Origin of the sequence: Luteimonas suaedae (assembly GCF_008312895.1) — a bacterium.
Lineage (GTDB): Bacteria > Pseudomonadota > Gammaproteobacteria > Xanthomonadales > Xanthomonadaceae > Luteimonas > Luteimonas suaedae.
This window is the reverse complement of the sequence record NZ_VSSP01000001.1, coordinates 881,357-907,970: the sequence shown is the minus strand read 5'-3', so window position 1 is coordinate 907,970 and position 26,614 is coordinate 881,357. Positions and strand designations below refer to the sequence as shown.

At 69.0% G+C, this 26,614-nt stretch carries 21 protein-coding genes; 12 read left to right on the top strand and 9 right to left on the bottom strand.

All coding sequences use genetic code 11. The annotated features are described in order from the left end of the window. Positions 1-5: 5 nt before the first annotated feature. The 5 genes from FXO19_RS03870 to FXO19_RS03855 all read right to left on the bottom strand — a co-directional run bounded on the left by FXO19_RS03870 (position 6) and on the right by FXO19_RS03855 (position 5,944). Complete coding sequence (locus FXO19_RS03870) at positions 6-995, bottom strand: MvdC/MvdD family ATP grasp protein (RefSeq protein WP_149193707.1); 990 nt, start codon at positions 993-995, stop codon at positions 6-8. 517 nt (positions 996-1,512) lie between these two features. Beyond that, complete coding sequence (locus tag FXO19_RS19120; RefSeq protein WP_187775614.1) at positions 1,513-1,689, bottom strand: hypothetical protein; 177 nt, start codon at positions 1,687-1,689, stop codon at positions 1,513-1,515. A gap of 107 nt (positions 1,690-1,796) precedes the next feature. Next, positions 1,797-3,944 (bottom strand): peptidase domain-containing ABC transporter, encoded by a 2,148-nt coding sequence (locus FXO19_RS03865; RefSeq protein WP_149193706.1) that lies wholly within the window; start codon positions 3,942-3,944, stop codon positions 1,797-1,799. Next, the gene (locus tag FXO19_RS03860; RefSeq protein ID WP_149193705.1) at positions 3,941-5,212 is read right to left on the bottom strand and encodes an HlyD family secretion protein; all 1,272 of its coding nucleotides are present in this window, start codon (positions 5,210-5,212) and stop codon (positions 3,941-3,943) included. Before FXO19_RS03860 ends, FXO19_RS03865 begins: the two co-directional genes overlap by 4 nt. A gap of 312 nt (positions 5,213-5,524) precedes the next feature. Beyond that, complete coding sequence (locus tag FXO19_RS03855) at positions 5,525-5,944, bottom strand: hypothetical protein (RefSeq protein WP_149193704.1); 420 nt, start codon at positions 5,942-5,944, stop codon at positions 5,525-5,527. Between the two features lie 233 nt (positions 5,945-6,177). Here FXO19_RS03855 and FXO19_RS03850 point away from each other — a divergent pair, with 233 nt between their 5' ends. Beyond that, positions 6,178-8,424, top strand: a complete 2,247-nt coding sequence (locus FXO19_RS03850; protein ID WP_149193703.1) for a glycoside hydrolase family 3 N-terminal domain-containing protein — start codon at positions 6,178-6,180, stop codon at positions 8,422-8,424. Positions 8,425-8,595: 171 nt separating this feature from the next. Here the strand turns inward: FXO19_RS03850 and FXO19_RS03845 are convergent, their stop codons facing one another. Continuing rightward, positions 8,596-9,993 carry a GntP family permease gene (locus tag FXO19_RS03845; protein WP_149193702.1) on the bottom strand — a complete coding sequence of 466 codons (1,398 nt, stop codon included), beginning with the start codon at positions 9,991-9,993 and terminating at the stop codon, positions 8,596-8,598. Positions 9,994-10,151: 158 nt separating this feature from the next. Between FXO19_RS03845 and FXO19_RS03840 the strand changes: the two genes are divergently transcribed. The 4 genes from FXO19_RS03840 (at position 10,152) to FXO19_RS19115 (ending at position 16,970) form a co-directional block, all read left to right on the top strand. Next, positions 10,152-12,380, top strand: a complete 2,229-nt coding sequence (locus tag FXO19_RS03840; protein ID WP_149193701.1) for a TonB-dependent receptor — start codon at positions 10,152-10,154, stop codon at positions 12,378-12,380. A gap of 377 nt (positions 12,381-12,757) precedes the next feature. Then, a complete protein-coding gene (locus tag FXO19_RS03835; protein ID WP_149193700.1) occupies positions 12,758-16,117 on the top strand; it encodes a hybrid sensor histidine kinase/response regulator in 3,360 nt (1,119 codons plus the stop codon). A gap of 127 nt (positions 16,118-16,244) precedes the next feature. Then, positions 16,245-16,733, top strand: a complete 489-nt coding sequence (locus tag FXO19_RS03830; protein ID WP_149193699.1) for an NUDIX hydrolase — start codon at positions 16,245-16,247, stop codon at positions 16,731-16,733. A 66-nt stretch (positions 16,734-16,799) separates the two neighbouring features. Further along, positions 16,800-16,970, top strand: coding sequence for a hypothetical protein (locus FXO19_RS19115; protein ID WP_187775613.1), 171 nt, complete (start codon positions 16,800-16,802; stop codon positions 16,968-16,970). 24 nt (positions 16,971-16,994) lie between these two features. Here FXO19_RS19115 and FXO19_RS03825 read toward each other — a convergent pair whose 3' ends face one another. Together FXO19_RS03825 and FXO19_RS03820 are read right to left on the bottom strand one after the other, a co-directional pair. Continuing rightward, positions 16,995-17,447 (bottom strand): NIPSNAP family protein, encoded by a 453-nt coding sequence (locus FXO19_RS03825; protein ID WP_255516275.1) that lies wholly within the window; start codon positions 17,445-17,447, stop codon positions 16,995-16,997. Between the two features lie 41 nt (positions 17,448-17,488). Further along, on the bottom strand, positions 17,489-18,205 hold the full coding sequence (locus FXO19_RS03820; RefSeq protein ID WP_149193698.1) for a response regulator: 717 nt from the start codon (positions 18,203-18,205) through the stop codon (positions 17,489-17,491). A gap of 249 nt (positions 18,206-18,454) precedes the next feature. Between FXO19_RS03820 and FXO19_RS03815 the strand changes: the two genes are divergently transcribed. From FXO19_RS03815 to FXO19_RS03790, 6 genes are all read left to right on the top strand, one after another. Then, positions 18,455-20,281, top strand: coding sequence for a 3-hydroxybutyrate oligomer hydrolase family protein (locus tag FXO19_RS03815; RefSeq protein ID WP_149193697.1), 1,827 nt, complete (start codon positions 18,455-18,457; stop codon positions 20,279-20,281). Positions 20,282-20,438: 157 nt separating this feature from the next. Continuing rightward, entirely contained in the window at positions 20,439-21,059 is a 621-nt protein-coding gene (locus FXO19_RS03810) for a CDP-alcohol phosphatidyltransferase family protein (protein ID WP_149193696.1), read from the top strand. Positions 21,060-21,122: 63 nt separating this feature from the next. Beyond that, complete coding sequence (gene phaE, locus FXO19_RS03805) at positions 21,123-22,358, top strand: class III poly(R)-hydroxyalkanoic acid synthase subunit PhaE (protein ID WP_149193695.1); 1,236 nt, start codon at positions 21,123-21,125, stop codon at positions 22,356-22,358. 1 nt (position 22,359) lies between these two features. Then, positions 22,360-23,430 (top strand): class III poly(R)-hydroxyalkanoic acid synthase subunit PhaC, encoded by a 1,071-nt coding sequence (locus FXO19_RS03800; RefSeq protein ID WP_149193694.1) that lies wholly within the window; start codon positions 22,360-22,362, stop codon positions 23,428-23,430. Between the two features lie 97 nt (positions 23,431-23,527). Then, the gene (locus FXO19_RS03795) at positions 23,528-23,725 is read left to right on the top strand and encodes a PspC domain-containing protein (protein WP_149193693.1); all 198 of its coding nucleotides are present in this window, start codon (positions 23,528-23,530) and stop codon (positions 23,723-23,725) included. A gap of 14 nt (positions 23,726-23,739) precedes the next feature. Next, on the top strand, positions 23,740-24,177 hold the full coding sequence (locus FXO19_RS03790; RefSeq protein WP_149193692.1) for a hypothetical protein: 438 nt from the start codon (positions 23,740-23,742) through the stop codon (positions 24,175-24,177). Positions 24,178-24,420: 243 nt separating this feature from the next. On the opposite strand, the gene FXO19_RS03785 is transcribed toward FXO19_RS03790, so the two are convergent. Continuing rightward, positions 24,421-25,836, bottom strand: coding sequence for an alpha/beta hydrolase family protein (locus FXO19_RS03785; protein WP_187775612.1), 1,416 nt, complete (start codon positions 25,834-25,836; stop codon positions 24,421-24,423). Positions 25,837-25,973: 137 nt separating this feature from the next. On the opposite strand from FXO19_RS03785, the gene FXO19_RS03780 reads away from it, so the two are divergent. Next, positions 25,974-26,480, top strand: a complete 507-nt coding sequence (locus tag FXO19_RS03780) for a hypothetical protein (protein WP_149193690.1) — start codon at positions 25,974-25,976, stop codon at positions 26,478-26,480. The last annotated feature ends 134 nt before the right edge of the window (positions 26,481-26,614 follow it).

Sequence of the window (26,614 nt, the reverse complement as noted above, 5' to 3'; positions counted from 1 at the left end):
AACCGTCATTCCACGCTGACGCCGGGGATCGCTCCGTCCTTGCCCTTGATCCCGCCGCCGACGCGTTCCCACCATTGCTGGTGTTCGTCGCTCGAGAGATAGTCGGCGAAGTTCACGCCGTCGATCGATTCCGGCGAGTAGTCGGTGCGCCCTTGCGCCAGTAGCGCGCACATCGCCTGCAGCATCGGCATCGACGGCACCGCCTGCTCCAGGAACAGGAACTGGCCGGCCTGGTTGACCTCGAGGAAGTGCGCATCGCCCGCTGCGTCGACCGCCAGATCGACACAGCCGAACACGATGCCGAGCTCGCGCATGAGCCGCTGCAGTCCCTCCAGCATGCCGGCGGGCAGTTCCACGGGCCCGGCCCGCATCGTGTCGGCGAGCGAGGCGATCCGCCAGTCGACGAAATCCTCCTGCGGCGGCGTATCCAGTCGTACCGGAAAGGCCCGGTCGCCGATCAGCGTCACCCGCACGTCGTGGCGTTTGCGGACCACCGCCTGATAGATGCCGGGGCACTGGCGGAGACTGGCGTCGTCGCGCAGCATCTCCGCGTCGACGATGCGCGCATAGGTGCTGAACATCTTCCCGCTTGCGGCGTCCTGCCAGGTGTGGGTCTGGAACGGCTTGTAGACCACGCGGCGGTGGCGGCCGACGAAGTGCCTGATCTCCGTTGGGTCCGAGGACATCAGCGTGGCGGGAAAGCGCAGGCCGGCGCGCCGTGCGGCGTGCAGTTGCACCATCTTGTTCTCGGCGTCGATCGCCGCCCGGGGGGCGTTCACCCACAGCGGGTCGCCAAATTCCCCCGCCAGGGCATGCACGTTGTTGACGAAGCGGCTCCATTCGTTACGCAGGAACGGCAGGTCCGCCTCCAGCGTGCCCGGAAACGATTCCGGGGCGCGCGGCCGACGGAACCAGACGCTGGAGACGCCGGGATCGGCCGGCCCCCCGTTCGCCCGCAGCCCGGAGGCGTCGCAGTGCAGCGACAGCGGCGCCATGCCGGGATCGGCCCAGGAATCGATCCAGACCGGCGCGGCCCCTTGCTTGCGGAGCCCCCAACAGACGGCCGCGGCGTGAATGTCGTGACGGAGGGCGGAGAGGATCAGCGGGGATCGGACGGGCATGGGTGGGACTTGGCGTGAACAGGCGGGAGCCGGAAAGTCGCTGGCTGATGGGTTGCAGTTGCTGGGCGGAAGCCTTGCTTGTGGGAGCGACGGAAGTCGCGACGGCTGCTTCAGGTGGGCGCGCGATCCATCACTCCACAAAAATGCCCGCTCCGATGATATTTCCCGACATCCATCCCCCTGTAGAGCGGAGCTAGCTTCGCTGCCCCTTTTGACAAGAATTCCGGAACGGCATCGCCGAAGACATCCGGCTCCACGGCGGAAAATTACGCGGCCCAGACGAATGCACGCCCCGCGCGAAGCGAGGCGTGCAATGGCTCGGTGATCCATCGGCAGGACGGGTGCAGCCGTCGCAACGGCCGCTCTGCCTGCTGCGGAACCGGCAGGTGTGTCAGATGCCGGGATCCGACGGATCGTCGCCGTTGGGGCCGGTCGCGTGGGTCGTGTCGCCTTTGCCGCCTGCGATGGCGGCGATCTCGTCCTGGGTGAGTTCGCGTGCGACCTGGCGCGCAAACGGGCGCACGGTGTCGGTCGTATCGGCGGTCACCTTTTCGGCTTGATGCTTCATGGGAACTCCTCGGGTTGGGGAAAGTTGCCGGAATCTTCTGCGCCGTTCCGGCGTTCGGCATCGCTCCGATGCTAGCCGAACGCACGCGGAGGTCTGTTACCGCCGTCTTAATTCGGACGTGCGGGTGCGGATGGTTCATCCGCCTCGCTCCATTCACGCGTATCCGCCCCGACGATGCGACCGCCGTGCAGGGCGATCACCCGGTCCGCGCTGCGGATCGTCTCCGGCCGATGCGCGATCACGATGCGTGTGATCGCCATCGCGGAAATGCGCGCATTGATCGCCCGCTCGCGTGCCACGTCCAGATGGCTGGTGGCCTCGTCGAGCAGGAGGATGGCGGGATCGCGGTACAGCGCGCGCGCCAGCAGCACGCGCTGCTTCTGGCCGCCGGACAGCGAAGAGCCCATGTCGCCGACCAGCGATTCGTATCCCATCGGCATGGCCACGATGTCCTCGTGGATCTGCGCCGCGTGCGCGGCGGCCTCGATCCGTTCCGCGCTGGCCTCGGCATCGAAGAAGGTGATGTTGTCGGCGATGGAGCCGGCGAACAGCGTATCCTCCTGCATCACCGCGCCGAAATGTTCGCGGTAGCGGGCCAGGCCGTAGCGTTCGATGTCGATGCCGTCGATGCGGATCCTGCCCTCGGCCGGACGCATGAGGCCGAGCAGCAGCTTGGCCAGGGTGGTCTTGCCGCAGCCGGACGGACCGACGATGGCCACGCACTCGCCGGGCTCGATGTCGAACGTGCAATCGCGCAGCACCCACGGGTCGTCCTCCGCGTATTGGAAACCCACCCCCTCGATCTCGAGGCGCGGCCTGGGTGCCGGCCCGGCGTAACCGGTCTCCACGTGCGCCTCGGGCGGCTCCAGCGCGATGTCGGCGATGCGCTCCCCGTGCATGCCGAGCAGGCGCAGTTCGACCAGCTTGTCGATCAGGCCACCGCCGCGGGTGGCGAACAGTTCGGCGTAGGCCACGAACACCACCAGCATGCCGGCGGTGAACTGGCCGCGCAGCACCAGCAACGCGCAGATCCAGATCAGCGCGATGCGCTGCAGGCCGAAGATCAGCTTCGAGAGCGCCGAGAACGTGGCTGCGACCCGGTTGATCGCCGCCTCGCGGTTGGCGACCTCGATGGTGGCGTTGGCCATCCGTGCCCGGCGCTCGGCCTGCCGGTTTGCCAGCTTGATCGTCTGCACGCCCTCGATCGACTCGATCATCTGGCTTTGCTGGCGGCCGATATGGACGAGCTGCTCCTCCTTCAGTTGCTGCAGCCGGCGGTAGCTGACCCAGCGCAGCAGCGTGTACAGCGCGAACGCCGCCAGGACCAGCAGCGTTAGCGGCGGGCTGTAAAGCAGCAGCAGCACCAGCACCAGCAGCGCGGTCAGGCCGTCGAGGATGCCCTCGATGAAGCTGCCGGTCAGGGTCTGCTGGATCGACTGCACGGACAGGAAGCGCGACAGCACGCCGCCGACGCTGCGTTTCTCGAAGAAATCCAGCGGCAGCCGCAGCAGGTGGCCGAAGAGATTGGCGATCCACTGCGCGTTCAACGAGGCGCCGAGGTCGGCGACGACCCAGCCGCGCATGATCGCGATCGCGGCCTGGAACAGGACCACGACGACGAAGCCGATCCCGAGCAGGGTTAGCAGCCCGAGATCGCCTGAAACCAGCACCAGGTCGATCACCCATTGCAGCGCCAGCGGCAGCGCCAGGGTGAACAGTTCCAGGGCCAGGGCGAGCAGGAGGACCTGCACGGCGGCGCGGCGCAGGCCGAACACCTGGCCGGTGAGGGCGCGTATCGACACGCGCCGGCGCTCGCGGATGGGCGCGAAGCTCGGCGACGGCGTCAGTTCGAGGACGACGCCGGTGAAATGTCGGCCGAACTCCCGCAGCGACATCGTGACCGCCCCGCGCGCCGGGTCGTGGACGTCGACCCGATCGCCACGGATCGCTCGGAGAACGACGAAATGGTTGAGGTCCCAGTGCAGGATGCAAGGCGTACGGATATCGCGCAGGTGCCCGATCTCCGCACGCAGCGGCCGGGTATCGAATCCCAGGCTGCCGGCCACCGAGATCAGCCGCGCCAGCCCGGCGCCCTTGAGCGAGATGGGGAAACGCCGTCGCAACCCGGCGAGGTCGACGTCGTGGCCGTAGTAGCGCGCGACCATCGCCAGGCAGGCCAGGCCGCACTCGGCGATCTCGTTCTGCTGGATCACCGGCAGCCGGTGCTTCGTCGCGCCGTCGATGCGCAGGTTCATGGCGCTCCCGGCGGCGGGTCGGAACGGGGGCCGTCGAATGCGGCAAGGATCAGCCGGTACAGGCGGCGGCGCTCGAGCAGCAGGTCCGCATCCAGGCCCATGCTGGCGCGCAGCGCGAGGGTGCGATTGCCGGCCGACACGTGCTGCCGGTCCGGCGCGACCAGCACCCGGTAGACCGGAACGCCCGGGTCGATGCCGGTCCGGGCCCGCACCTCGTCCGGACCGAGCGCGCTGCCGGCCACCTCGACGATGCGCCCGTACTGCTGGCCGAAGGTCTGATAGGGAAAGGCGTGGTAGCGCATCGCGACGCGGCCGCCGGGCGCCAGCGTGCCGATGGCGCGCGACGGCACCCAGAGCTCGGCGCGGAGCTCGGCGTCCTCGGGTTCGATCGACAGCAGGCGCTGGCGTTCGGAGACCGCCTGGCCGGCGTCCACCGCCAGCCCGGAGACGATGCCGGGACCCGGGGCGCGCACGAGCACCGAGCGTTGCGCCTGATTGCGCGCCGCCGACTGGGCAACCTCCGCGAGTGTGCGTTCGATCGTGCTGCGCCGCTCTCCACTGCGCAGCGGCAGTGCTTCCAGTTTCTGGCGGGCATCGGTGAGCTGACGGTCGAGGTCGAGCCGGTTTCGTTCCGCGAGCTCGCGCTGCGCCTCGGCGTTCAGCGCCAGCTCCTCGTACTGTTGGATCTGCACGTCGCTTACGATCCTTTCTCCCTGGAGCGGCCGGATGCGCTCCAGCGTGCGCCGCGCGCCGGCCGCCTGCCGGGTCCTGACCTCGAGTTCCGCCGCGGCGGAAGCGAGCTGCCGCTGCAGCGATCTGACCCGCGCGTGCAGCGCCGCCTCCCGCTGTGCCTGCAAGGCGACGAGCTCTGCGAGGTCCCGGTGCAGGCGCTCGCGCTGGCGTTCCAGTCCCATCGCCACCTGTTCACCGACCGCGCCGCCGGGCTGCGCCGTGTCGAGGTCCGGGGAAATCTCCAGCAGCGGCTGCCCAGCCGCCACCGCCTGGCCTTCCCCGACCAGCAGGCGCGTCAGCACGCCCGCGGCCGGTGCGGCCACCATCTGCAGACCGCCGACGGGGACAAGCCGGCCGTGCACGCGCTCCTTCCTGGTGTAGCTGCCGAAGGCGAGGATCAGCACCAGCGTAATCACCGCCAGGGCCGCGATCGCGGCCATCGGCCAGGCCAGTCTCGAGGTGGACAGGTGCACGCTGCCGAGCCAGTCCTGCCTGCGGGCTTCCAGTACCTCGTCGCGGAACAGGCCCTCGACCATGCCGGCCTCAGCTCCGCGTGGGTCCGCGTGCCGGCGCCGATGGCGCGCGGGTCCGGTGTGTGCTGTGCAGCGCCTCGATCACGGCGGGTGCCGTCCTCCACTGGCAGGCCCGACATCATAGGCGATCGCATTCGCGCGTTGCGGCCATTGGCCGCCGTCCCGCCCGAGGGGCGGCAAGTGCCGCATCCGCCTGCCGATGAAGGCCGTGGAAGAAAGCGTAGGCGTGCCGGCGAAATGAGCGGCAAGGCTTTTGCGGCAAGAAAAAAGCGGGCTCGGGCCCGCTTTTTTCCTGGGCTCCACGACAACCGACCGTCAGAACGGACCGTTGATCGCGACTGCCCGGGACAGCGTGTTCGACGCCCCGGTCGTCGTGTTCGTGTAGTTCACGTAGATGACGTCGTTGATCGCCATGCCGCCGAGGTAGTTGACGGTGCAGCTGCTCCGGGTGCATGGGAGTACCTGGCCGATTTCGTTGGTCCAGACGAAACTGTAGGTGCCAGCAGGCAGGCTCTGGACCGAGAACGAGGCGGAATAGGATGCGCTGGGATATTGCGACGAGCACAAGCCGAGCGGACCGCCGGGCTGGCTGTTGGGACTGACAAAGCAGTACAGGAAGGGTGACGCGGGCTGAGCTTCCGCCTTGTTGGGCATGGCCGTGCCGATCAAACCGGATGCCAACAGAAGCGCTGCGCAGATCGTGACCTTGAATGCATTCGATCCTTGGGTATTCATGAGGCCCTGTCCTTGAGTCGCCAGGAGCTCCTGGCATCCCGAATATACCGTCGACGGCATTCCCCCGGTTTTGACCAACGGCGCAGAACTGGTGTTCCAGACAACACGCCAATACGCATTGAAACGTTACATCGTGCATTGCGATCCGACCGACCTGAAATCACCGCGCTGCGCGCACGCGGAGCGATCGATGCTGCTGCTAGCATGGTGCCCCTTTTGCTGGAGGCGTGTCGATGAAAGCGTGGCGTGCGGGTCGGGTGCTGTTCGGGCTGGTGCTGTTGTTGCCGGCGTTGGCGCTGGGGCAGACGGTGGCGTCCGACCCGATCCCGGGCGACGAGACAACGGTGGTCGAAGCGCTGCTGGCGCGGATGACACTGGAGGAGAAACTCGGCCAGCTGACCCAGTACCGCGGCCGCGGCAGCGATACCGGGCCGCGCGTGCCGGAAGGCGGCGAGGCACAGATTCGGGAAGGGCAGGTCGGCTCGTTCCTGGGCGTCTATGGTGCCGACTACAGCCGGCAGATGCAGCAGGTGGCGGTGGAGGAGTCGCGTCTCGGCATTCCGCTGCTGTTCGCGCACGACGTGATCCATGGCTTCCGCACTACCTTCCCGGTGCCGCTGGCGGAGGCGGCGAGCTTCGATCTCGAGGCGGTGGAGAACGCCGCGCGCATCGCTGCGGTGGAGGCGACCGCGCACGGGCTGCACTGGACGTTCGCGCCGATGGTGGACATCGCGCGCGATCCACGCTGGGGACGGATCGTTGAAGGCGCGGGCGAGGATCCCTACCTGGGTTCGCGGATGGCCGAGGCGCGCGTGCGTGGCTTCCAGGGCGCGGACCTCACCGCGACCGACACGCTGCTCGCCACCGCCAAGCATTTCGTCGCCTACGGCGGCGCCGAGGGCGGCCGCGACTACAACACCGTCGACGTCTCCGAGCGCACCCTGCACGAGATCTACCTGCCGCCGTTCAAGGCGGCGGTCGACGCCGGGGTGCAGTCGATCATGCCGGCGTTCAACGAGGTCGCCGGCGTGCCGATGCACGCCCACCGGCCTCTGATCGAGACGTTGCTGCGTGAGCAGTGGGGATTCGACGGCGTTCTGGTCAGCGACTACAACGCAATCCAGGAGCTGATGCCGCACGGCGTCGCAGCGACCCGCACCGACGCCGGCATCCTCGGGCTCGAGGCCGGAGTCGACATCGACATGGTCAGCGGCATCTATCTCGAGGACGTGGCGGAGGCGGTGCGCGACGGTCGCCTGGACGAAGCCCTGGTCGACGCTTCCGTGCGCCGCGTGCTGCGCGCCAAGTACCGGCTCGGGCTGTTCGACGATCCCTACCGCTACAGCGATGCCGCGCGCGAGGTGGCGATGACACTGACGCCGGCGCATCGCGAGGCCGCGCGTGAGCTGGCGCGCAAGTCCTTCGTGCTGCTGAAGAACGACGGGGACACCCTGCCGCTGTCGAAGCAGGTGCGCACGGTGGCGGTAATCGGCCCGCTGGCGGATGACCGTCGGCAAATGCTGGGCAACTGGGCTGCCGCCGGCCGTCCCGAGGATGCGGTCACGCCGCTGGACGGCATCCGCGCCGCGCTCGAGCCGGGCGTCCGCGTGCTGCATGCCCAGGGCGCCGAGATCGACGGCGACGACGCGTCCGGCATCGACGCGGCGGTACGCGTCGCGCGCGAGGCCGACGCGGTGATCCTGATGCTCGGCGAGGACCAGGAAATGAGCGCCGAGGCCAACAATCGCACCACGCTCGACCTGCCCGGCGTGCAGCAGCGGCTGGCGCAGGCGGTGCAGGCGACCGGCAAGCCGGTGGTGGCGGTGCTGTTCAGCGGCCGCCCGCTGTCGGTGAACTGGCTGCACGACAACGTGCCGTCGATCCTGATGGCGTGGTATCCGGGCGTGGAGGCCGGACACGCGCTGGCCGACGTGCTGTTCGGCGATCACGCCCCCAGCGGCAAGCTGCCGGTGACCTTCCCGCGCAACGTCGGCCAGGTGCCGATCCACTACAACCACAAGAACACCGGGCGCCCGCCCGATGCGGAGGACAAGTACACCTCGAAATACCTCGACGTACACTGGACGCCGCTGTATCCGTTCGGGCACGGCCTGACCTACACCCGTTTCCGCTACGACGATCTGCGGGTGATGACGCCGCGCATCGGCCGTGGCGAGGCGGCGGACGTGGAGGTCATGGTGACCAACACCGGCCGCCGCGTCGGCGACGAGGTAGTGCAGCTTTACCTGCGCGACGATGTCGCCAGCTTCACCCGCCCGGTGAAGGAACTGCGTGGCTTCCAGCGCGTGACGTTGCAGCCGGGCGAAAGCCGCACGCTGCGGTTCCGGCTGGAGCCCAAGGCCATGGCGCTGCTCGACGCCGACCTGCGGCCGGTGGTGGAACCCGGCACCTTCACCGTATTCGCCGGCGGCAGCTCGGCCGAAACCATCGAGACCACGTTCGAGGTGGCGGGAGACTGATCGGCGGACGAAAGCCTGCCCGATCGCCATCTCCATTCTGCGGAGCGACTTGGGAAAGCGGCTCGTGGGAGCGACGGAAGTCGCGACGCCTTTCCCGTCAGCGAGCGTCGCGACTTCCCGGCGGCGGCATGCCCACAATGGGGCCGCCTGCCGCCCCTGACGCCTTGGCGGTTACACCCAGCCGGTCAGGTAATACAGCCCGATCACCGCGAACACCGTCAGCGTGCTGATCACCGTGATCGCGAAGATGTCGCCGTAGGACTGTCGATGGCTGAGCCCGGTGACCGCGAGCAGGGTGATCACCGCGCCGTTGTGCGGCAGCGTGTCCATGCCGCCGGAGGCCATCGCCGCGACCCGGTGCAGGACATCCATCGGAATCCCGGCGGCCTCGGCGTTGGCGATGAAGCTCTCCGACATCGCCGCCAACGCGATGCCCATGCCGCCGGACGCCGAGCCGGTGATGCCGGCCAGCGCGGTCACCGTGACCGCCTCGTTGACCAGCGGGTCGGGAATGCCGTTGAGGGCATTGGCCACCAGCAGGAACCCCGGCAGCGCGGCGATCACCGCGCCGAAACCGTACTCGGACGCCGTGTTCATCGACGCCAGCAGCGCGCCGCCGATGGCCGTGCGGGTGCCCCCGGCGAATCGCCGGGTCACCGGCTTCCAGGCCAGCAGCAGCACGCTGAGGATGCCGACCAGCAACGCGCCCTGGACCGCCCAGATCGCCGTCACCCGCGAGACCTCCTGCACGACCGGGGCGGCCTCGCCCATCACGGCCGGCACGAACGTGTGGCTATCGCCGTACAGGCGCGGGATCAGCACGGTGAACAGCTTGTTGGCCACGCCCACCAGCACCAGCGGCAACACCGCCAGCAGCGGGTGCCGGAGCTGCCCGCCGACGAAGGCCTCGGGTTCGTTGCGCAACTCGGTGCCGTACCCCTCGCCGGCGACCGCGGCGCGGCGCCGGCGCCACTCCAGGTACAGCATGCCGAAGGCGAAGATCAGCACCGAGCCGACCGTGCCCAGCACCGGCGCCGCCCATGAGTCGGTGCCGAAGAACGCGGTCGGGATGATGTTCTGGATCTGCGGCGTGCCCGGCAGCGCCATCATGGTGAAGGTGAACGCGCCGAGCGCGATCGTGCCGGGAATCAGGCGCTTGGGAATCTCGCTCTGGCGGAACAGTTCCGAGGCGAACGGATACACCGCGAACACCACCACGAACAGCGACACGCCGCCGTAGGTGAGCAGCGCGCAGACCACCACGATCGACAGCAGTGCGCGCTGCGGCCCGAACAGGCGGATGGTCGCGGCCACGATCGACTTGGAGAAGCCGGACAGCTCGATCAGCTTGCCGAACACCGCGCCGAGCAGGAACACCGGGAAGTACAACTTGAGGAAACCGGCCATCTTCTCCATGAACAGGCCGGTGAACATCGGCGCCACCAGGGTCGGATCGGTCAGCAGCACCGCGCCCATCGCCGCCACCGGCGCGAACAGGATCACGCTGTGGCCGCGGTAGGCGACGACCATCAGGAAGCTCAGCGCGCCGAGCACGATCAGCAGGGCCATCGCGGGTCCGGTTGCGGAAATGCCGGCGGCCAGTGTGGCCGCCCGCCTGCGGACGGCCCATTGTCCGAAGGTACGATGCCCGCCGCGGTGCGTTCTACCTAAGCTTCTCCTCGGCGGCGACCGGCCGCCCGCATTGCCATATCCGCGAGGGGAGCCCGATGAAGCGCGCCACGATCCAGCACACCGCCTTGAGCCTCGCGATCGCCTTCGGGCTGTCGTCGCCTGCCGCGTTCGCCCAGCAATCCGGCGAGGCCGTCGGAGCGAACGCCCAGGCGGAGCCCACCACGCTCGATGCCATCACGGTCACCGCGCGCAAGCGCGAGGAGACCCTGCAGGAAGTGCCGGTCGCGGTCACCGCATTCACGCCGGAGACGCTCGACAAGCTCAACATCCAGGACATCGGCGACCTCGATGCGCAGGTGCCGAACCTGACGATCTATGCCGCGCGCGGTTCCACCAGCACGGCAACGGCCTACATCCGCGGCATCGGCCAGGCCGATCCGCTGTGGGGCGTCGATCCGGGCGTGGGCATCTATCTCGACGACGTCTACATCGCCCGCCCGCAGGGCGCGCTGCTGGACGTGTTCGACGTCGGCCGCATTGAGGTGCTGCGCGGGCCGCAGGGCACGCTGTACGGCAAGAACACCATCGGCGGCGCGATCAAGTACATCGGCCGCGAGCTTCCGACGGAACTCGGCGGCTTCGCCCAGGTCACGGTCGGCAACTACAACCAGCTCGACGTCAAGGCCGGCATCGGCGGCCCGATCGGCGGCAGCGAGGCGCTGCGCGCGCGGCTGTCGCTGGCCAGCATGAATCGCGACGGCTTCGGCACCAACCTGGAGAACGGCCAGGAGGTCAGCGACAAGGAGATCAACGCCGCGCGCTTCCAGCTCGGCGCCTTCGCCAGCGAGCAGTTCGACGTGCAGTTCGCGCTCGACTACATGGACGACCAGTCCGGCGTGCGCGGCGCCAGGCTGCTGGCGCCGAATCCGCTGGCGCCTGACTACCCGCCGCTCGAGGACCGCTACGACATCCGCAGCGGCATGCCCAACGTCAACGACACCGAGATGAAAGGCGCATCGGCCACGCTCAACTGGCGGCCGAACCTGGACTGGGCGTTCAAGTACGTCGTCGCCAAGCGCGAGTCCGACACCGAGACCAACATCGACTTCGACGAGACGCCGTTGCAGCTGGTCGACGTGCTCGCCTTCTACGAGGACAGCCAGGTCAGCCATGAATTGCAGGCGAACTTCGACGGCGGCGGCCGCGCGCGCGGCGTGATGGGCTTCTACTACTTCGATGGCGAGGCCGGTGGCCAGGTGCTCAACCATTTCGAGAATCCGCTGTTGCCGCCGTCGCTGACCAACCCGCTGTTCGGCGATACGCAGGGCAAGGTGTTCACCGAAAGTTACGCCTTGTATGCCGACTGGACCTTCGATCTCAGCGAGCGGCTCAAGCTGGATGTCGGCGCGCGCTATACCGACGAGGACAAGCACGCCATCGCCCTCAACCGGTTCTACACCGATGCCACCTACGCCACCTCATGGGGCACGGCCGCCGATTTCGACAAGACCGTGAACTTCAAGAACGTCTCGCCGAAGGTATCGCTGGACTACGCGGTCACGCCCGACATCATGGTGTACGGGCTCGCCTCTCGCGGCTTCAAGTCCGGCGGCTACAACATCCGCGCCAACACCACGTCGATCCCACGTTCGGGCGAGCCGTTCGACGACGAGCAGGTCGACAGCTACGAGATCGGCAGCAAGATGGCGCTGCTCGACCAGCGCCTGTTCCTCAATCTCGCGTACTTCCACAACAGGTACAAGGACATCCAGCTGTCGGTGTTCACCTCCTACACGCTGCCCGACGGCAGTTCCAGCTTCTTCGGCGACTTCACCAATGCCGGCCGCGGTACGGTGCAGGGCGTGGAGGCGGAGTATCAGTTCCTGCCGACCGCCAACTGGCTGATCAGCGGCAACCTGTCATGGCTGGACGCGAAGTACGACGAGTTCATCAGCGGCGGCGTCGACATCGCCGACACGCAGGAGTTCACCAACGCCCCCGAATTCTCCGGCGCGCTCAACGTGGAGTACCGCACCGACCTGGCCAACGGCGGCAATCTTTCGGCGCGGGTCGGCTACAGCTACCAGTCGGAAGTGTGGCCGACCACCGACCTGAGTCCGGAGATCCGGCAGGGGGGCTACGGACTGGTCTCTGCCGGCGTGATCTGGCGCATCGACGATGCCTGGTCGCTGTCGCTGCAGGGCAGCAACCTGGCCGACAAGGAATACCGCACCACCGGCTACAACATCCCGTCCTACGGCGTGCTGACCGGTTTCTACGGCGCGCCGCGGCAGTACAGCCTGAGCGCGCGCTACGAGTTCTGAGCGGGTCGCGGGAGCGGAGGTCCGGTGCCGCCGCAAGTCGCGGCCCGATATCCGCTTGGTTGCGACGGCACCGGACCTCCGCCAGACGGTTCGCGGTGGCCACGGGGAAGCTCAAGAGCTGTTGTTTATCGCTTTCCAGTCCGCTGGCGGGATTGTGTGGGGCGCCTGCCGGGTGCTGCGCTGACCAAGCGGATATCGGGCCGCGACTCAGCGTAGTAGCCGGCAGGCGCCTTGCGCGGCCCGGCACTCGCGACTTGGGAGCGGAGATCGGCTTTCATGGACAATTCCAGGTACAGCCGCTGCGCTATGCTCGCCTGCGTGACGAACGCGGGCCGGGACGAGATGGGGCAGGGGAGCGAATGCGAGCCTGAGCGCCGATGCTGAGCGTCGGCGTGGTGGTGCTCGCGGCCGGACTGTGGCTGGGGCTGATGTTCGGCGCGGCGCTGTTCGGCGAGCGGCATCCGGGCGTATTCGCGAAGCATTGGCGGCACGTGTATGCGTTGTCGTTGGCGGTGCACTGCACCTCGTGGACCTTCTACGGCACCGTCACCCAGGCGGCGCGCTACGGCTGGCCGCTGCCGCCGACCTTCCTCGGCGCGATCGTGTTCTACACGGTCGCATTCGCTTTCATGACGCGGCTGGTGCAGCTGGCCCGCGAGAGCAACGCGACCTCGCTGGCCGACCTGATCGCCACCCGGCTGGGCAAGGACGCATGGCTGGCGGCCACCATCACCCTGGTCGCGGCGCTCGGGTTGATCCCCTACATCGCGCTGCAGCTCAAGGCGGTGGCGATGAGCTTCGCCACGCTCACCGGGGCCGTCGTCAGCGATCTCGCCGAAGTGCCGCCGTGGCGCGACAGCGCGCTGTACGTGGCATTGGCGATGGCCCTGTTCACCATGCTGTTCGGCACCCGGCGCGCCAGCGCCGCCGAGCACAACCGGGGCCTGGTGCTGGCGATGGCGTTCGAGTCGCTGTTCAAGCTGGCGGCGATGCTGGCGCTGGGCGCGTTCGTCTGGTTCGCGCTGGATCCGTTGCCGAGCGTGCCGCCGCCGCCGCAGGACGTCGGTGGTTTCGTGCCGCTGGTCTTGCTGGGCGGGCTGGCGATGTTCATCCTGCCGCACCAGTTCCATGTCGCGGTGGTGGAGTGCCGCGACGAACGCGACGTGCGCACGGCGCGCTGGCAGTTTCCGCTGTACCTGCTGCTGATCGCGATCCCCGGCCTGCCGCTGGCGCATGCCGGCATGGCGCTGCTCGGCGATAGCGTGCCCTCGGACATGTACGCGCTGGCGGTGCCGCTGTCGCAGGGCGGCGAGGGAATCGCCTTGTTCGCGTTCCTCGGCGGGTTGAGCGCGGCGACCGGCATGGTCATCGTCAGCACCTTGACCCTGAGCCTGATGATCGGCAACCACTGGTTCGCACCGGGCCTGCTGCGCGGTGCGTGGTCGCGCGGGCAGGGCGACGATCATCGCGGCGGCCTGTTGTTGCTGCGTCGCGCCGGCATCGTCGTGATCATGCTGCTGGCCTGGGCCTACAGCCGCCTGGTCGGCGACAGCGATGCACTGGCGGACATCGGCGCGGTGTCGTTCTCGGCGCTGGCGACGCTGGCGCCGGCGCTGGCGTTCGCGGTGTGGCGGCCGCAGACGTCCGCACGCGCGGCGACCGCCGGCGTGCTGGCGGCGTTCGCGGTCTGGGCCTGGGTGATGCTGGTGCCGGCGTTCGCGCGCGCCGATGCCGCGTGGCTGACTGCAGGTCCGTTAGGGCTGCGTTGGCTGGCGCCGGATGCGTTGTTCGGACTGACCGGCTGGAGCCGGCTGGGACGCGCCGTCGGGGCGACGCTGTTCACCGGCACCCTGGCCACGGTGCTGGTCGCGGCGCTGGACCGGCGCGAACGGCACGGACCGCAGCGGCGCGCCGACTTGCGGACGCTGCGCAATGCCGGCCGCCGATTCCTGCCCGAGCGCCTGGTCGACGCGCTGCTGCAGGATGCCCCGGCCGAAGGTCCGGTGCCGGCAGCGCTGGAATCGCGCCTGGAACGCGAACTGTCGGCGGTGCTCGGCAGCGCCTCGGCGCGACTGCTGCTGGACGCGGCCCGGCGCGAAGCCGGGCCGGACCTCGACACGGTCGCCGCGATCGTCGGTGAGGCCTCACAGGACCTGCGCTTCAACCAGCGCGTGCTGGAAGCGGCGCTGGAGAACATGAGCCAGGGTATCAGCGTGGTCGATGCCGAACTGCGGCTGGTGGCCTGGAACGCGCGCTATGCCGAACTGTTCGGATACCCGCCGGACCTGCTGCGCGTGGGCGTGCCGGTGGCGGACCTGGTGCGCTTCAACCTCGACCGCGGCCTGCTCGGCGCGGTGTCGGTGGAGGACGAGGTGCACAAACGCCTGCGGCACATGCGCGCGGGCACGCCGTACGTCGCCGAGCGCCGTTTCCCCGACGCGGACGCACGCGGCGACAGCACTGTCGAGGGCATCACCGTCGAAGGCATCACTGTTGAAATCCGCGGCAACCCGATGCCCGGCGGCGGCTTCGTCGCCACCTTCACCGACGTCACCGCGTTCCGCAGCACCGAGCGCGCGCTGCGCACCGCCAACGAAACCCTCGAGCAGCGGGTGGCCGAGCGCACCGCCAGCCTCGACCAGGCGCGGCGCGAGGCCGAGCGCGCCAACGACGCCAAGAGCCGCTTTCTCGCCGCGGTCGGACACGACCTGCTGCAGCCGCTGCACGCTGCGCAGTTGTTCACCGACTCGCTCGCACAGCAGCTCGACGACGCGTCGCGCCGCGGCCAGTTGCGGCAGATCCGTGGTGCGCTCGACTCCACCAGCGACCTGCTGACCGGCCTGTTCGACATGTCGCGGCTGGAGGCGGGCGGTCTGGCGCCGCAGCCGCGTGAGTTCCCGCTGTCCGAAGTGCTCGATCCGCTGGCTTCCGAGTTCCGCGCGCTGGCGTCGGAGCAGGGGCTCGACTTCCGCTATCGGCCGACGCAGGCATGGACGCGCAGCGATCCGCAGCTGCTGCGTCGCGTGCTGCAGAACTTCCTGGCCAATGCCGTGCGCTACACCCGGTCCGGCGCGATCCTGCTGGGCGTGCGCCGCGAAGGCGGCGCGCTGCGGGTGGAAGTGCACGACACCGGGCCGGGCATCCCCGCGCCGCAGCGCGCGCCGATCTTCGAGGAGTTCCGTCGCGGCGAAGGCGTCGGCGGGCAGGGGCTCGGGCTCGGCCTGGCGATCGCCGACCGGATCGCACGGCTGCTGGCGGCGCCGCTGGGGCTGCGCAGCGAAGTCGGGCGCGGCACCGTGTTCTCGCTCACGCTGCCGCAGATGCCTGCGCGGAAAGCGCCATCGGTGGGTACCGCGCGTCCCGTGCTGTCCGGCACGCGGGTGCTGGTGGTCGACAACGACGCCAACGCGCTCGAGGCATTGGCCGGACTGCTGCGCGGCTGGGGCTGCACGATCGCCGCCGTTGCCGGCGGCACTGCCGCGGCGGATGCGATGCAGGCCGATCCGGCGGCGCTGTGGCTGTTCGATTACCACCTCGACGACGGTGACACCGGCGTTCGCCTGCATGCACGGCTGGGCGCGCGCTTCGGGCCACGGCCGACGCTGATCCTGAGCGCCGACGACGGCACCGGCGTCCGCCGCGACGTGCTCGACAATGGCTTGGCACTGTTGAACAAGCCGGTGCGGCCGCTGGCGCTGAAATCGGTGCTGGATCGTTTGCTGACGAGCCGCGTCTAGGGTGGAGCAGAAACTTAGAAGCGAGGAACGAGTGGTGCCGCTTTTACTGGTTCCTCGTTTCTCTTCACTCGTTTCTCCGAGCGCCTCTCCTCTACAATCGCGCTTTCTCCGCACCGCCCATCGCCCAATGCCTTACACCCCGATCGTCGCCACCCTCGGCTACGTGCTGTCGCCCGATCGCCGCGAGGTGCTGCTGATCCACCGCAACGCTCGCGACGACGACCATCATCTCGGCAAGTACAACGGCCTGGGCGGCAAGCTGGATCCGGACGAGGACGTGGTGACGGGCATGCGCCGCGAAATCCGCGAAGAGGCCGCCATCGAGTGCGAGGAGCTGCAGCTGCGCGGCACCATCAGCTGGCCCGGGTTCGGCAAGGCGGGCGAGGACTGGTTCGGCTTCCTGTTCCTGGTGACGCATTTCAGCGGCACGCCGCTCGCCAGCAACCCGGAGGGGACGCTGGAATGGGTGCCGGTCGACCGCATTCTGGAACTGCCGCTATGGGATGGCGACCGTCATTTCCTGCCGCTGGTGTTCGATGCCGACCCGCGCGCCTTCCACGGCGTCATGCCCTATCGCGACGGCAGCATGCTGTCGTGGACGTATTCGCGCCTCTGAGCCGAAAGGCGCGTCGGCGCATCACGCAACCCGCGCACGGAATGGTCATGTCCGTAGGAGCGCGCCATGCGCGCGATGCCGCGGGCATTTCACCGCCCGCAAATTCCGGTGACCGGCGCGCCTGCCGGTCCAGAATCGCGGCATCCGCCGGATCCTGCCGGCACCCGCGGCATCGCGCGCATGGCGCGCTCCTACGAAGGCAACCCAGCGGCGCCGATCACGCGCAGCGCCCCATGAATCCGCGGATCAGGTGCGGCGTGCTCAGTCCGCGAAGCTCCGGAGCGGCGAATAATCAGTCGGTCGCAACGTGCGCTCCTCGATCCCGCCGACGAACCGGCCGTGCTCGCGACCGGTCACGCGCTTGATCTCCGCCCACTCCTCGTCGGCCATGAACCGCTCCCAGCTGTCGCGCATGGTCCGTTCGTCCGGCCATTCGAGCAGGTAGACGAATTCGAGCCGGTCCTCGCGTCGCGACTCCCACATCGCGACGATCGTGAAGCCGTACTTCTTCATGATGCGCGCGGCGTGGTCGCGGAAGCGGTCGTGGAACGCGTCGCGGGTGTCGTCGAAGATCTCGTAGATGCGCAGTTGCTGGATCGGTCCGGTCTGTTGCACGGCGGCGCCGGCGGACAGCGGCGCCACGACGAGCATGAGCGGGGCGAGGGCACGCGCAAGAGAACGCAGGAACCGGGGCGCGGAAAACACAGTTGGCATCGACGGACTCCGGATCAGGGAGGAGGCGATGCCGGAGACTATCATTGAGCCGGCGAAGTTCCCGTTCGCGATCCGTCTGCCCGATCCGTCGCATCGCGTTCGACCCGCCGCGCCGGATCGCCGATCTCCAACTCGCGCAGGATCACACCCGCGTGCGTGCGGTTGCGGACGCCGAGCTTTTCGAAGATCGTCGACAGGTGCGCCTTCACCGTACGCTCCTGCACGTCGAGGCGGTCGGCGATCTGCTTGTTGAGCAGCCCCTGCGCGACCAGGGTGAGCACGCGGAACTGCTGCGGCGTGAGGCTGGCCAGGCGCGCGGCGAGATCGGCATCGTGCGGCAGCGAGTCGGCGCGCTCCACCGGACCGCGCAGCGCCGGCGGCAGCCACTGCTCGCAGGCGAGCACGCAGCGGATGGCCTGGCGCATCTCGTCCAGGCCGGCGCTCTTGGGAATGTAGCCGGCAGCACCGTGGTCGAGCGCGCGGCGGATCACCTGCGGATCCTCATTGGCCGACACCAGCGCCACCGCCACCGCCGGGAACTGCGCGCGGATCGCGGCCAGCCCGGCCAGGCCGTGGTTGCCGGGCATGTGCAGATCGAGCAGCACCAGGTCGATGTCGCTGCGTGCATCGAGCGCGGCGATGACGCCGTCGAAGGTGTCGGCTTCCTCCACCTGCATGTCGGCCACGGCGTCCGCCGCCGCGCCACGCAATGCGGCACGGAACAGCGGGTGGTCGTCGGCGATCAGCAGGACGGGCATCGGACGATTGTAGAAGAGCCCGCCCCGCAAGCGGGAGCACGCACGTAGGAGCGCCCCATGGGCGCGATGCCGCGGGTGTCGGATTGCGGGACGAAAATCGCGCCCCGAGCGCCTTTGCCGATCACGCTCCAGGGCGAAGCGCCTGCAGACAGATACCCGCGGCATCGCGCCCATGGGGCGCTCCTACGGGAGTGCGCGGTGTACCAAAGTACGATGTCGGTGCCGGCCGCCGCTGCTAAGGTCGGCGGCATGAGCCGAAATCCCGCAAATACCATCCTCCTGGCTGCCGCCTCCGTGCTGCTGGCCGCCTGCGCCACCGGCCAGCAACGCGCATCATCGGAACCCGCCATGTTCACCGACCGGCACGCCAGCACCCACCGCGACGGCGACGACCTGCTCAGCGCCGGGCTCGGGCTCGACGGCCTGCGCGCGATGGCGGCACCGGCATTTGCCGATCCGGAGCGGCCGACCGCGGTCGAACGGCGCCGCCGTGCGATCTGGAGCAACTGGCGCGGCATCGCCGATCTGGTGCCGGGCGGCGGCTACGGCGAAATCTACGGCAGCGTCGCGGCCGTCCCCGGTCGCGAGTTCCACGCCCTGGCCATGCTGCCCGGCGCGCGCCATCCGCACCGCGTGCTGCTGCAGCTGCCGGACGATTTCGATGCCGGACGCCGCTGCGTGCTGGTGAGCGCCTCCTCCGGTTCGCGCGGCATCTACGGCGCGATCGCTGTCGCGGGCGCCTGGGGACTGCCGAAGGGTTGCGCGGTGGCGTACACCGACAAGGGTGCGGGCAGCGATTACTTCGACCTCGACGCCGGGCTCGGCAACGACGCGAGCGGTGCCGTCGTTCCACGCGAACAGGCAGCGGCATTCGCGCCGGATGCACCGGCGTCGGTATCCGGCATCGCCTTCAAGCACGCGCATTCGCGGGACAATCCCGAGGCCGACTGGGGCCGCCATGTGCGCCAGGCGGCGGAGTTCGCCCTGCGCACGCTCGACGAGGCGCTGCCGCAGGCGGCGCCGTTCACCTTCGACAACACCCGCATCATCGCGGTCGGTATCTCCAACGGCGGCGGCGCGGTCCTGCGCGCGGCGGAACTGGACGGCGACTGGCTCGATGCCGTGGTCGCCGGCGCGCCGAGCGTGCTGTCCGGCGGCGACGGCGCTCGCGCCCTGTACGACTACACCACCGAGGCCGCGCTGCTGATGCCGTGCGCGCTGGCGCACCTGGACGATCTGCCGCAGTCGCCGTTCACGGCCGTGCACCAGCCACAGCGTGCGCCGCGCTGCGCCGCCCTGAAGCAAGCCGGTCTGATCGACGGCGATGACACCGCCGCGCAGGCGCGTTCGGCCTGGCAGCGGCTGCGCGACGGCGGCTGGAGCGAGGCGGCGATCCGCGCCGGAACGCTTTCGGTGGAGTTCGACCTGTGGCGCGCGGTGGCGGTGACCTACGCCTCGGCCTACGGCCGCTATCGTGTCGGCGAGCATCTCTGCGGTTTCGGGTTCTCCGCGCAGAACGCCGATTTCACGCCTCGCGCCGCCACCGCGGCCGAGCGCGGCGCCTGGTGGAGCGATGCCAGCGGCATCCCGCCGGGCGCGGGCGTCGGGATCATCGATTTGCAAATGGCGCCGCCCGATTCGACCTTGCCGGGGCTGCAGTGCCTGCGCGCGCTCTGGGACGGCAAGGGCGCCGACGCCGACCGTGTCCGCGAGGGCGTCGCCGCTGTACGCGCCGGCCTGCCGCGCGCGGGGCTGCCGGTGCTGGTGGTGCACGGCCGCGACGATGGCCTGATCCCGCTCGCCTTCACCAGCGCGCCTTATGCGGCCGCGGCGCAGTCCGCCGGTCGCGACGTCCGCTTCTGGCAGGTGCGGAACGCGCAGCATTTCGACGCGTTCCTCGGGTTGCCGGACTACGGCGTGCGCTACGTGCCGCTGCTGCCGTACGTGTACGCGGCGCTCGACCGGGTGGCGGCGCACCTCGATGGCGAGGGTGTGCTGCCGGCCGATGCCGTCATCGAGGGCAGGCCGCGCGGCGCCAGTGGGGCCCTGACCTCGGAGGCGCTGGCGATCCCCTGATGCCTCGAAGCAGACCCCGGCTCTGCCGGGGGCCATAGCAGCTGCGCCATCCTTGTGGTGGGCCAAGGCCCACCCTATGTGGGGTGATAGGGCATTATCGCTGGCGGCCGCCTGCCGCTTTTGGCAGTCTGTCGGCGACACCTCACGGATCACGCCCATGCCGGCTCCCCGCCACTTCTCGATGTTGCGCGAATTCCGGCTCGCCGACTGGTTCACCCTCGGCAATGCGTTCTGCGGCACCGGCGCGGTGTTCGCGGCGATGCGCTTCCTGCAGGACGGGGTGGTTCGCGACCTGACGATCGGCATGGCGCTGATCCCGCTGGCGTTCGTGTTCGACGCACTGGACGGGCGCATCGCCCGCTGGCGCAAAGTCGCCTCCACCCTGGGGCGTGAACTGGATTCTCTGGCGGACGTGATCTCCTTCGGCGTGGCACCGGCCGCGCTCGGCTATGCCTGCGGGCTGCAGGGCGGCTGGGACTGGGTGGTGCTGAGCTACTTCGTCGGCTGCGGCGTCAGCCGGCTGGCGCGCTACAACGTCACTGCCGAGCAACTCGCCGGCGACGCGGGCAAGGTGAAGTATTTCGAGGGCACGCCGATCCCGACCAGCCTGGCGATCGTGATCCTGCTGGCGGTGCTGGCCTGGTCCGGCCGCATCGGTGAGCAGCTGTGGCTGGGCGTATGGCAGATCGGGCCGTGGCAACTGCACCCGCTGGTGCTGGTCTATGCCCTGTCCGGCACCCTGATGATCAGCAAGACGGTGCGCATCCCCAAGCCATGACGGCCGTGTCACGGCGACGACGCGCCTGATTGCTATCATCCGGGAACAGTTTCGGAGGGCGGCATGGCGAACAGCGAACCACCAGGCGGCGCGGCGGCTGCCGATTTCGAAAGCCTGGCGCGGCAATACTGGAACGCCTGGGGCGACGCCTTGCGCGGCGCTTCGCCCGGTGCCGGTGCGCAAGGCGCGCAGGCGCTGCAGGACGCGATCGGTCGGTGGACACGCATGGCGCAGGGACAGGGACAGCCCGGTGCGGCCGACGACGTCGTCGGCCGCTTCGATGCCCAGGCGCGGCAGTGGTATGCGCAGATGCAGCAGGTTGCGGCGCAGTTCGCCGGGCGTGACGGCAACGCCGCGGACGTGGTCGATGCCTGGAAGCGCGCGCTCGGCGCTGCCGGTGTCAATCCGTTCCCGGAGATGTTCCGGAGCATGCGCGGGCCCGGGCTGCACGACTTCGAGCACTGGATGGAACAGGCGGCGCCGTTGCTGAAGGCCTGGCGCGCGCAGGGCAGCGATCTGCTCGAGCTGCCGACGTTCGGTTTCGCCCGCGAGCACCAGGAACGCTGGCAGCGGCTGGCGCAGGCGCAGGTGGAACTGCAGCAGCGGACCGAGGCCTACAACGCGCTGATGCTGAAGGCTTCGCAGCAGGCCTACAAGATCCTCGAGCACCGGCTCGCCGAACGCGAGCAGCCGGGGCTGCAGATCGAATCGCCGCGCGCGCTGTTCGACCTGTGGGTGGACGCGGCCGAGGAGGCCTATGCGGAGGTTGCGCTGTCGCCGGAATTCCGCGAGGCGTACGGGCACCTGGTGAACGCGCAGATGCGCGTGCGCGGCGCGGTGCAGCGCGAGGTCGAGCAGCTGTGCAGGCAGTTCGACATGCCGACGCGCAGCGAACTCGACGGCGCGCACCGCAAGATCGTGGAACTGGAACGGCAGGTGCGGCGATTGCGTGATGCGGTGGTTTCGTCCTCGAGCGCATCGCCGGAAGCCGCGCCGGCGCGCAAACCGGCAAAGACGGCCAAGACAGGCAAGCCGCGAAAGTCCGCCGCCCGCAGCGGCCAGCCCGCGGAGGTGAAGCGCAATGCGAAGGCGACGGCGAACAAGCCGGCCGCGGCCAGGAAAGCGCCGTCGCGAACCGCCGGAACCGAACCACGGGCATCGAAGCGTCCGCCGCGAAGCAACGCGAGCAGTCCAGCCAAGCGCGCCGCCGGTCGCGCCAAACGCTCGGCTTCCGTCGCCGCCGGCAAGGCTTCTTCCGCGCCCGGTGCAGTGAAGAAGACCAGCAGGAGCAAGCGCTGACATGCACGGCCCGCTCGACATCAGTGCCAAGGCCATGGCCGACGAGGCCCTGCGAATGCAGCAGAAGCTCGCCGCCGGCCTGCAGACCCTGCGCGAGGTCGACGACGTCGACTACGGCGCCACCGAACGCGAGGAAGTCTGGCGCGACGGCAAGGTGGTGCTGTACCGCTTCCGCGGCGAGGGCACGCCGACCGCGCAGGTGCCCTTGCTGATCGCCTATGCCCTGGTCAACCGACCATACATGGTCGACCTGCAGGCCGACCGCTCGCTGGTCAAGGGGCTGCTGGCGCGGGGCGAGGACGTCTACATCATCGACTGGGGCTATCCGGACCGGTCGGACCGGTTCCTCACCCTCGAGGACTATATCGAGCGCTTTCTCGGCGGCGCGGTCGATCACCTGCGCGCGACGTTCGACATCGATGCGGTCAACCTGCTCGGCATCTGCCAGGGCGGTACGTTCTCGCTGTGCTATGCGGCGCTGCACCCGGACAAGGTGCGCAACCTCATCACCATGGTCACGCCGGTGGACTTCCACACCGACGACAACATGCTGTCCAACTGGACCCGCGACATCGATGTCGACCTGTTCGTCGACACGCTCGGCAACGTGCCGGCGGACCTGATGAACCTGTGCTACCTGACGCTGAAGCCGTGGCGCCTGTTCGTGCAGAAGTACATCGGTCTGGTCGACATCCTCGACGACCGCAAGGCGATCGAGGATTTCCTGCGCATGGAGAAGTGGATCTTCGATTCACCCGACCAGGCGGGCGAGGCGTTCCGCCAGTTCATCAAGCAGTTCTACCAGGGCAACGGTTTCGTCGAGGGCGGCATCGTCATCGGCGAGAATGAAGTGCATCTGGGCATGGTCGAGATGCCGGTGCTCAACATCTTCGCCGAGCAGGATCACCTGGTCCCGCCGTCGGCCTCGCGGCCGCTGCAGGGACTGGTCGGCAGCCAGGACTATTCGGAGCTGTCGTTCCGCGGCGGCCACATCGGCATCTACGTCTCCGGCCGCGCGCAGAAGGAAGTGCCGACGGCGATCCACGACTGGCTCGCGGCGCGCGCGCCCTGAATGCTGCCGGCGGCCCGGGCGCACCCAGGCTTCCACGCGCGCTCCGTCGGCTTCGCGCTAGACTCGTCGGCAACGCAGTCCGCCCACGAGCGATCCCATGAGCCAGCCTGCCACCCTCTCCCGTTCGATCAACGACCGCGTCCTCGCCGGCGTGCTGGGCGGAATCGCCCGGCGCTTCGGCTGGAGCTCGACCTTGCTGCGGGTGCTGTTCGTGGTGGTGTCGATCCTGTCCGCAGCGTTCCCGGGCATCCTCGTCTACCTGGTGCTGTGGCTGGTGATGCCGGAAGGCGACTGAGCGCCACGGCGCGCATGGGCCGGTTCGCGTCGCTGCTGCTGCGCGTCCTCGGCATGCTGTGGACGTGGCCCAACACCGGCCTCGGCCTGATCGCCGGAAGCGCCGGCCTGCCGTTCGGCGCCCGCGTCCATTTCGACCCCCAAACGGTGGCGCTCGTGTTCCACCGCTGGCCCTGGGGGCCGGGCGGGGCGATGACACTGGGCAACACGATCCTGCACACCGGCGAGACCCTCGACGCACCGTGCCTGACCTATGCGCACCGCGCCGGTCACTGTAAGGAGCCGCCGGTCCGCATCGGCGACCACGAACGCGCGCACGTCTACCAGTACATGGCGCTCGGCCCGCTGTTCCTGCCGCTGTACCTGGCCTGCGGCGGCATCAGCGTGCGCAACCGCTTCGAGCGCGCCGCCGACCGCTACGCGCAGACGGGCCGGGGCTGGTGGCCGTGGTGAGGGCGACCGATGGAGTCGCCGACGAACGGTCGCCCTGTTTTACGCCCGGCTAACGGGCATCGCGGTAACCTGCACGCGTCGAAGAAAAAGCGAAAGGCGCAAGCCGGACGCAATCGCTTCGACAAGGAAGGCTCAGCCGATCGGGGTCAAACCCGAAAGACTGGGCCTTCTGCTTTGTGGGCGTGCAACCTCCGGCACGACGGAGGCGCGCAACTCCCCTGCTCATAGGGCCCCATACTCGCCCTATTGCGGAAGCGCGTCCGCGTGCCCGGCGGCCGGCGCCGGCTCGAGTTTCGCCGTTCCATAGCGGCCCCGCAGCACAGGTTCCGCGATCCAGTCCGCCAGCAGGCGCAGATAGCCTTCCGGATGCCGCAGCAGGGTCCGCTCGCCGTCCTTCTCGGTGAATTCGTAGATGCCGTGATCCGTCTCCGGAAATATCGCCAGGTCGATCGGCCGTTCCTGCGCCTGCAGCGCTCGCAGGCGGCGCAGCGTCTCGGCATTCGGCGCTTCACGGTCTTCGGCCGCGATGATCCACAGCTGCGGCGCATCCAATTCGGCCAGCACCGGTAGCGGCTCGTAATCCCAGCTGGTGCCGACGTCGTAGTGCATTGCGATCCGTCGCGAGACCCACTGCGGCAGCCAGCCCGGGAACTCCAGGATCCTGCCGGTGAACTCGCCGCGGATATCGCCGAACCACGCCTCGTCGCCGTAGGCGCGGCGCACGGCGTCGAGTTCGTCGAAGCCGCGGGTGAAGCCCGAAGCCATCAGCAGGGCCGTCGCATCGGTGACCTCGCGCGCTTTCGCCAACACGTCCTCGCCGTGGCCGGCGGCGCGCAGGTCGTTCATGACCTGCTCGCGATCCTCGGCGAGCGCGCCCTCCGCCAGGCCGAACATCGCTACGGCGTAATCCACGCGGGAACGCGATGCCGCCAGCGGGGCGATCCAGCCGCCCTGGCTTCCACCCACATAGCCGGTGCGGGAGAAGGCGTCCGGCGCCAGCCGCCGCGCCTCGTCCAGCGCCGCGACGGCATCATCGGCAAGCACGTGGAAATCCTGCGTGTATTCGCCCTCGGAACCGCCGGTGCCGCGCTTGTCGTAGACGAACACGGCCACGCCCTGCGCCGGGAGCAGGTATTGCAGCGGATAGATGTCGACCGCGGAATAGCGCTCCGAACCGTGCGCAAGTACCGCCAGCGGGACCGGCGCGTCGCTGTCCGCCGGCAACACCAGGCGCCCGCGCAGCGTCAGGTCGTCGCTGCGAAAGCGCGTGTCCTGCATCAGCAGCGCGATCTTCTCCGCCTTGCCCGATGGTCCGCCATCGATGCGGAACCGCATGCGGCCGGCGTCGCAAGGCTCGAACGCCACCGTCGCCACCATAGCGCCTTGCTCGCGCCAGCCCTCGGGCGCGGACAGTTGCGTGTCGTCCCCGGCCGTTTCGAAGCGGCCGCTGCGTCCGTCGAGCAGGCGATAGCGCAATCCGCCATCGACCGGTGACAGCGACAGGATTTCGCCGCTTTCCATGCGCCAGGCGCCGGTTTGACAGGCGATGGTCTCGGGCAGGGGCGTGGTGGCGTCGCGATCGGCACAGCCGCCCAGCAGCAGGGCCGCCGCAATCGCGACGATGGGGATCAGGGCGGAGGCGGGCAGTCGGGTCAGCATGGGCATGAATGCGAGCGGGCGAGGACACCAGACTAACGTTCCGCAGGGTGCCGATCCTGTGCCGAAAGAGAGGGTTTTCGGGTGCCGAAAGTCACTGGATGCGTTAGGCTCGATCTTCCTCCGGAGAGGGCAGCATCATGAGCGGGTTCCGCGACGACACTCCGCCCTGGTCCTTCTTCGTCCCGATCGCGCTGGCCGTCATCGTCGGCGTGCTTGCCGCCGACGCGATCCGCTATGCGGTGGTGACGGTGTTCGCCGGGCACGACGCACCGATTGCCGAGACCACGCCACGCGATGCGGCAGAGTCGGATGATTCGCCCATTGCCGCAAATGGCGAGGCATTGCCGGGCCCGGACCTCGACGCTGCCGACCAGGACGCCGCGAGCAGCCCGCGAGCCGAGCCAGTCAACGCCACGCAGCCACCGGAGGCCGCGGCCGGTGTCGGCCCGGGTGAAGCTGAAGCGGATTCCGCCCAGGTGCCGGCGTCCAGTGCGCTTCAGGAACTGCCGGGGCCGCTCAGCGCCCGCCGCGACGGCGACAACGCCACCTGCATCAATGGCACGGTGGCCTATCGAAGCGGCAACGGTTGGGAGCAGAGCCTCGAGAACGACGCGCCGATCCGCTGTACCGCAACCTCGCCCTGACGCGGCTGGTGCTGCCTGGCCAGGCCGTACATCCGGGCAAGTCGTCTGCTCGCATCTGCGCGCGCCCTGCACGGATTCGAAATGTTGCCGATTTCGGGAAACAGGATTCGTGAGAGAGATCTTTGGCTAGAGCG

Coding starts and splice junctions, on each gene's coding strand:
- FXO19_RS03870 (WP_149193707.1), bottom strand. CDS start 995: ATGGCGCCGCTGTCGCTGCACTGCGACGCCTCCGGGCTGCGGGCGAAC.
- FXO19_RS19120 (WP_187775614.1), bottom strand. CDS start 1,689: ATGAAGCATCAAGCCGAAAAGGTGACCGCCGATACGACCGACACCGTG.
- FXO19_RS03865 (WP_149193706.1), bottom strand. CDS start 3,944: ATGAACCTGCGCATCGACGGCGCGACGAAGCACCGGCTGCCGGTGATC.
- FXO19_RS03860 (WP_149193705.1), bottom strand. CDS start 5,212: ATGGTCGAGGGCCTGTTCCGCGACGAGGTACTGGAAGCCCGCAGGCAG.
- FXO19_RS03855 (WP_149193704.1), bottom strand. CDS start 5,944: ATGAATACCCAAGGATCGAATGCATTCAAGGTCACGATCTGCGCAGCG.
- FXO19_RS03850 (WP_149193703.1), top strand. CDS start 6,178: ATGAAAGCGTGGCGTGCGGGTCGGGTGCTGTTCGGGCTGGTGCTGTTG.
- FXO19_RS03845 (WP_149193702.1), bottom strand. CDS start 9,993: ATGGCCCTGCTGATCGTGCTCGGCGCGCTGAGCTTCCTGATGGTCGTC.
- FXO19_RS03840 (WP_149193701.1), top strand. CDS start 10,152: ATGAAGCGCGCCACGATCCAGCACACCGCCTTGAGCCTCGCGATCGCC.
- FXO19_RS03835 (WP_149193700.1), top strand. CDS start 12,758: ATGCTGAGCGTCGGCGTGGTGGTGCTCGCGGCCGGACTGTGGCTGGGG.
- FXO19_RS03830 (WP_149193699.1), top strand. CDS start 16,245: ATGCCTTACACCCCGATCGTCGCCACCCTCGGCTACGTGCTGTCGCCC.
- FXO19_RS19115 (WP_187775613.1), top strand. CDS start 16,800: ATGCGCGCGATGCCGCGGGCATTTCACCGCCCGCAAATTCCGGTGACC.
- FXO19_RS03825 (WP_255516275.1), bottom strand. CDS start 17,447: ATGCCAACTGTGTTTTCCGCGCCCCGGTTCCTGCGTTCTCTTGCGCGT.
- FXO19_RS03820 (WP_149193698.1), bottom strand. CDS start 18,205: ATGCCCGTCCTGCTGATCGCCGACGACCACCCGCTGTTCCGTGCCGCA.
- FXO19_RS03815 (WP_149193697.1), top strand. CDS start 18,455: ATGAGCCGAAATCCCGCAAATACCATCCTCCTGGCTGCCGCCTCCGTG.
- FXO19_RS03810 (WP_149193696.1), top strand. CDS start 20,439: ATGCCGGCTCCCCGCCACTTCTCGATGTTGCGCGAATTCCGGCTCGCC.
- phaE (WP_149193695.1), top strand. CDS start 21,123: ATGGCGAACAGCGAACCACCAGGCGGCGCGGCGGCTGCCGATTTCGAA.
- FXO19_RS03800 (WP_149193694.1), top strand. CDS start 22,360: ATGCACGGCCCGCTCGACATCAGTGCCAAGGCCATGGCCGACGAGGCC.
- FXO19_RS03795 (WP_149193693.1), top strand. CDS start 23,528: ATGAGCCAGCCTGCCACCCTCTCCCGTTCGATCAACGACCGCGTCCTC.
- FXO19_RS03790 (WP_149193692.1), top strand. CDS start 23,740: ATGGGCCGGTTCGCGTCGCTGCTGCTGCGCGTCCTCGGCATGCTGTGG.
- FXO19_RS03785 (WP_187775612.1), bottom strand. CDS start 25,836: ATGCTGACCCGACTGCCCGCCTCCGCCCTGATCCCCATCGTCGCGATT.
- FXO19_RS03780 (WP_149193690.1), top strand. CDS start 25,974: ATGAGCGGGTTCCGCGACGACACTCCGCCCTGGTCCTTCTTCGTCCCG.